At 62.9% G+C, this 5038-nt stretch carries 5 protein-coding genes; 1 reads left to right on the top strand and 4 read right to left on the bottom strand.

Features of this window, described 5'->3' with window-relative positions:
* Positions 1–162: 162 nt before the first annotated feature.
* Positions 163–903: a VIT1/CCC1 transporter family protein gene (locus APZ21_RS05085; protein ID WP_054812050.1), complete on the bottom strand. Its 741-nt coding sequence runs from the start codon at positions 901–903 to the stop codon at positions 163–165.
* A gap of 893 nt (positions 904–1796) precedes the next feature.
* Between APZ21_RS05085 and APZ21_RS05080 the strand changes: the two genes are divergently transcribed.
* Entirely contained in the window at positions 1797–2957 is a 1161-nt protein-coding gene (locus APZ21_RS05080; RefSeq protein WP_054812049.1) for a lipase family protein, read from the top strand.
* A 560-nt stretch (positions 2958–3517) separates the two neighbouring features.
* On the opposite strand, the gene APZ21_RS35965 is transcribed toward APZ21_RS05080, so the two are convergent.
* From APZ21_RS35965 to APZ21_RS05070, 3 genes are all read right to left on the bottom strand, one after another.
* Positions 3518–3652: a hypothetical protein gene (locus APZ21_RS35965; protein ID WP_275426182.1), complete on the bottom strand. Its 135-nt coding sequence runs from the start codon at positions 3650–3652 to the stop codon at positions 3518–3520.
* Between the two features lie 430 nt (positions 3653–4082).
* Positions 4083–4328, bottom strand: a complete 246-nt coding sequence (locus tag APZ21_RS05075) for a hypothetical protein (protein WP_156370688.1) — start codon at positions 4326–4328, stop codon at positions 4083–4085.
* Between the two features lie 129 nt (positions 4329–4457).
* Positions 4458–5038: RHS repeat-associated core domain-containing protein (locus tag APZ21_RS05070; protein WP_204249039.1), on the bottom strand; the 581-nt coding region annotated here is incomplete at its 5' end.

The raw sequence follows: 5038 nt of genomic DNA, 5'->3' as shown, positions 1-5038 counted from the left end.
TCGGCCTCGCAACCGCACTCATCTGCTGGCGACGGTTGAGCAACCGAACCTGATAGACGCTCATAGCAAAGGTTTTCACACCTCTCCCGAGGGCGCTGATAGTTTGATCAGTTGGAATTTCACGCACCGCGGGTGTTTCACCCTGTCACCGCATATGAGATCTCACACGGCGAACCCGACGGCATTTCCGATGACGTAGGTCGCCGCCATCGCAAGCGCACCTCCGAGTGCGATGCGAACGACTGCCCGCCCCGGTGCCGAGCCACCGAGGCGGGCGCTGAGCGTGCCGGTCAGCACCAACGCGGCGACGACTGCGGCGAAGGTGATCGGGATGCGTGCCGATACGGGCGTCACCGCGATGGCCAGCAGCGGCAGCAGCGCGCCGAGGGTGAACGACACCGCCGAGGACACGGCGGCGTGCCAGGGGTCGGTCAGTGCGTCGGGATCGATGCCGAGCTCGGCCTCGGCGTGGGCGGCGAACGCGTCATGGTCGGTCAGCTCGTGCGCGACACGCTGCGCGGTTGCCATGGTGAGGCCTTTCGTCCGGTAGATCTCGGTCAGTTCGGCGAGTTCGAGTTCGGGTTGTTCGGCGAGTTCGCGGCGCTCGGTCGCCAGCTGGGCGCGTTCGCTGTCGCGTTGCGTACTGACCGAAACGTACTCCCCGAGCGCCATCGATATGGCTCCGGCGGTCACTCCCGCGACGCCCGCGGTCAGCACCGGGGTCCGCGAGGCCGTGGCGGCGGCGACCCCGATTACGATGCCCGCGACCGACACAATGCCGTCGTTCGCGCCGAGCACCCCGGCGCGCAGCCAATTCAGTCGCGTGGACAGGCCGCCGCCGTGTGGTTCGCCCGGATGCCGGGCGACGGCGTCGGGTTCGGCGGTGGCGCTTGTGTCGCTCATGCAACGCACGCTAGCCGACACTCGCGGCATCCCACCAGCAAGGAAAGGCTCACCGAGGTATGGTAATACGTTGCATACCAAGGCATTACAAACCTTAGACGTCTATCGGGTTCGGTTGCTCAACCGTCGCCAGCAGATGAGTGCGGTTGCGAGGCCGAGGAATCCGTGGTGGATGTCGGTGCGGCGTTCCCAGCGGACCGCGAGGCGGCGGTATTGATGCAGCAGGGCAAGGGATTGTTCGACTCAATTAGTGGGAGCCCCGGCCCGAATTCCGTCACAGCAATGCTCAGGCGGGCACTGGCCCATCTTCCTTGCCTGGAGATATCGCGGGGTAGATGGGGGATGAGGCTGTCCGATGAGCACCAACCGATGAGTTCGAGACTACCGTCCCGATTTCGGCGCACCGCGACGAGTGACCATCCGGGGTCTCGCATCCCAACCGCTGCCTCATTGCTGGTGAGGAAGAACTCGACTTGACCGGCAGAGGCGCTGCTAATCGTCTTCACCTCGATACGGTGACGACAGCCGGTAGTATCAGGACTTGTGACGTCAGTCCACGACAAAATCGGGCCGGTCAGGGAGGCTCGAGTTCGCCCGAGTGAGATCTGGTGAATGTGACACGCGGGGACACGCGGTCTTTCGCGTCCGATCGAGTGTCGATTCGAGAATATCTGACAGATTGCCGGGTAGTTCCATCTCTCGTTGTCAGCAAACACGCTTGTCCACGCACGTAGATGCGGTGTTCGTCGTAATACGATCTTGCATCTGCGTGCAGTGATAGTTTGCTGGTGAGCGATCTGTCTCGGCTGCGCATCGATGAATGTGGCGAACTATCCGTGGAGGTCAAGGTCGTGACTCGTCCCTCTCTTCGCTGTCTGGGCGCGTTTGTCGGTATGGCGTGCACGCTGTTGCTGACGGCGCCGGCAAGCACCGAGCCGTTATACCCGCACCCCGATCCGGACCCCTTCTACGCGGCCCCTGCCGACCTGGCGCAGCATCAGCCCGGGGACGTGCTCGGCGTGCGGGTTCTGCCGCCGTTGCCGATTTTTCCCGGTGCCACGGTTCGGCTGGTCGAGTTTCGTTCCACCAACTCGCGAGGCGCGCCGATCGCCGCGACCACCACGATCCTCACCCCCGCGGCTCATCGACCCGACGCCCCACTGCTGTCGTATCAGCACTTCATCAATTCCCTGGGCACTGACTGCGCGATATCGCACCGGCTCTACGGCGCCGATCTGAATCTGTCGACGATCATGCCGGTATTGAGCACGCTGGTCGCGGGGGGCTGGAGTGTGGCGCTGCCGGATCATCTCGGACCACAGTTCGCACTCGGAGCCGGGCGGTTGGGAGGCCAGATCACCTTGGACGGCATCCGGGCGGTGAAACATTTGCCCGAACTCGCCGTCGCGAACAGCCCTGTAGCGTTGGCGGGCTACTCCGGTGGCGGCCTCACCACGGCGTGGGCGGCCGCACTCCAGCCGACCTACGCACCGGATGTACGGCTGGCGGGCGCGGCCATCGGTGGAGCACCGATGAATTTGGTGTCGATGGCACGGGGGCTGGGTTTCAACCCTCATCCGGCGTTCGGGTTGGCTATGGCGGCCGCGATCGGTTTGGAGCGCGAATATCCGGACCGGGTGCCGATCAGTGCCAATCTCAATGAACGCGGCCTCGCGATGCGTGACGCCATGGCCAATAGTTGCACCAACGACATCCTCGCCCTCGGTGTCGGCGGTAGTGTTCGTGAGTTCTCCACCGAGGCTTCCGTTTACGACCATCCTGATGCCTGGGCGGTGGTGGAAGAGAACAGCGTGGAACTGTACAGCGGTGTTCCGCAAACACCGATATTCGAATGGCATTCACCGACCGATCCGTTGATCCCGATCGACGCGATCGACAACACCAACCGCCGTTGGTGCGCGGCCGGAGTGCGCCTGCAGACGCTTCAGGTCCCCGCGTTCGAGCATCTGACCGCAGCGGTCGTCGGCACCCCCGCGATGCTGGGGTGGATCGAGGGTCGGGTTCGCGGCGAGCCGGCACCGGCCAACTGCTGACCCTGCCGCACAGTAGGCAGGTGTCGCTCGCTACGACAGCCGGGATCGACGCAATGGCGCACAGTCGAACAGCGCCCGGAAAGAGCGCTCCGTGTCGGCGTGGCAGCCGTCCACGCCGACGTGCGGCATGCCAACCCGAGCAGGGCTGTGGTGGACGAAACAATCGACCTTGTTCGAGATTCGACCGGACGACTTTCGCAGATGCGATATCGGCGACCACGGTGAATCGCGACTCGGCACACTCCGGTCATCGACAGGCCGCGCGATGGGCCGGCGCACCGCGTCGGCACCCAACAACGGTGCGCTCGCCCCGCGGGTTACCTATTCGACGCGACGCGATCCCTGGAACCGCAGGGGAGATCGGCGGCGGGTCGCGGGTCTGGTGTGGAGAGCAGTGTGGTGTCGCCCCCGTAGTGGGACAGCACGCGGTGGTCCATGACCGCTCGCCACGCGGCTGCTGTTCGAGAAGTTGGTGCAGGAGGGTATCTGAAGGCGACGGGCCGGTTCGTCACTGTCTGGGATCAGGAGACGAGATCGCATGGCGACACTGAGGACCCCACCTACGGCTGACGGTGAAGGGTGGTGTGGGAGAAGTAGCCGTTGACGGCTCTCTCGAACAACGTGCGCATCCGTGCCTGGTCACGTGCGAGGATCGGCACCGAACGTTCGCCCGCGAGGTGGGCAGGCACAGCCATATCGAGTACCAGCGCGGCAGCGTTGATGACTCGCCGATCTGTCAGATCATGGTGGCCGAGGCGGTCTCCCGCTCGGAGCCCCCTACGTGTCAGCCTGAGGTGAGTCCGCTGGTTCACAGCAACTCGGCGTTGTAGGGCGAGAGATGGATCGATCACCACGATGACTACCACCAGCACGACGGGCCGGGGGTCCGGCGAGAATGTCGGGATGGGTAGCAGTGACCCCGCTGCGGGCGGGCGACGGTGCCTGAAACAGGCACCAATCACCACCATCACCCCAGTTCAGGAGGCCGAACCCGCCATCGGTGACAACGTGAGCCAACTCAGGCAGATCCCGATACGATCACTGATCCGACTACCGCCTACACAGCCGGCCTTTGCCGCTGTGAGAGCAAGGTGAACTGGTAACCTCTCACAGCGGCTGGTGGCGCTACTTGCTCGTGGTGAACTCGATGAGGAGGTCGAGCATCTTCCGAGTGAGTAATTCGTCGAGTTCAGGCGAGAGTTCGTGCAGCCCGACGGATCCGAGTAGGGAATCGTTCTCGGAGGCGAGTATCAGATAGCCCCAGATGTAAGGGTTGTACTTGCCTGCGAAGAACTTGTCGAGCAGGAATTCGCGGAATCCCGCCAATGGTGCACCAGCTTGTCCGATGTCGAATCCATCGATAAACGCCACAGCCGTGGCGTACCTGCCGTCGGGCAGGTACGAGCGAGGAGCCCGCTGTAGATTTCTGCATAATTCCAACAGGCTCAACGCGGGCCGACTTTCATCATCCGACCGACCGGAAGTAGAGGTCATCTCCATCTACAAACTGCTTTCGAAGGCTTCCATCGGCAACCCTGCGGGACCGGTGAATGCGTCATAGACTATAGGCTTTCCGTTGGCATCTTCTTTGATGACTACGTAGTGGTCTCCCCACTCCCCTTCTCGATTGAAAATGTGACTCAAGGGACCCAGACTCCTCGCCCCTGGAAGGGTAGAGACTATCATATAGATGTTCCCTCCTATAATGCCTTGGATTTCCGATGCGGCCTCCTCGCAACCGTATGCGGTCGGCGTGGGCCAGCCTGCGGCTAGCGCTTCGCCGGGGTTGATGCGCACCGGCTCCGAATTGCTACCCGGGGGGGAGTAGGACTTAGGGTTGCCGTAGATGTCGTAGTATTCGAATTCTTCGAACTCGGGGAACTCTGTGCTCTTTCTACGGCCTGGGGGATCGATGCCATCCTTACCGCCTTTGGGGGCTTCACCGCTGAGGTCGAGGAAATTGACAGGGTCACCGTTGACGTAGTCGTAGTCGTTGGCTGATCCGTGCAGTACAGGGTCCGTTTGCAGGAATCGGCCGAGGATCGGCAGGTAGGTGCGGGCTCCCATCTCGAGGGCTTGTT

Source organism: Nocardia arizonensis, from assembly GCF_001310275.1.
In the GTDB taxonomy this organism is placed as follows: Bacteria; Actinomycetota; Actinomycetes; order Mycobacteriales; family Mycobacteriaceae; genus Nocardia; species Nocardia arizonensis.
The sequence above is the reverse complement of the archived record's forward strand: the minus strand, read 5'-3'. Positions and strand labels throughout refer to the sequence as shown.

What these genes read in the sequence shown, in the direction of transcription:
- APZ21_RS05085 (WP_054812050.1), bottom strand. Translation starts at nt 903, where the DNA reads ATGAGCGACACAAGCGCCACCGCCGAACCCGACGCCGTCGCCCGGCAT.
- APZ21_RS05080 (WP_054812049.1), top strand. Translation starts at nt 1,797, where the DNA reads ATGGCGTGCACGCTGTTGCTGACGGCGCCGGCAAGCACCGAGCCGTTA.
- APZ21_RS35965 (WP_275426182.1), bottom strand. Translation starts at nt 3,652, where the DNA reads ATGGCTGTGCCTGCCCACCTCGCGGGCGAACGTTCGGTGCCGATCCTC.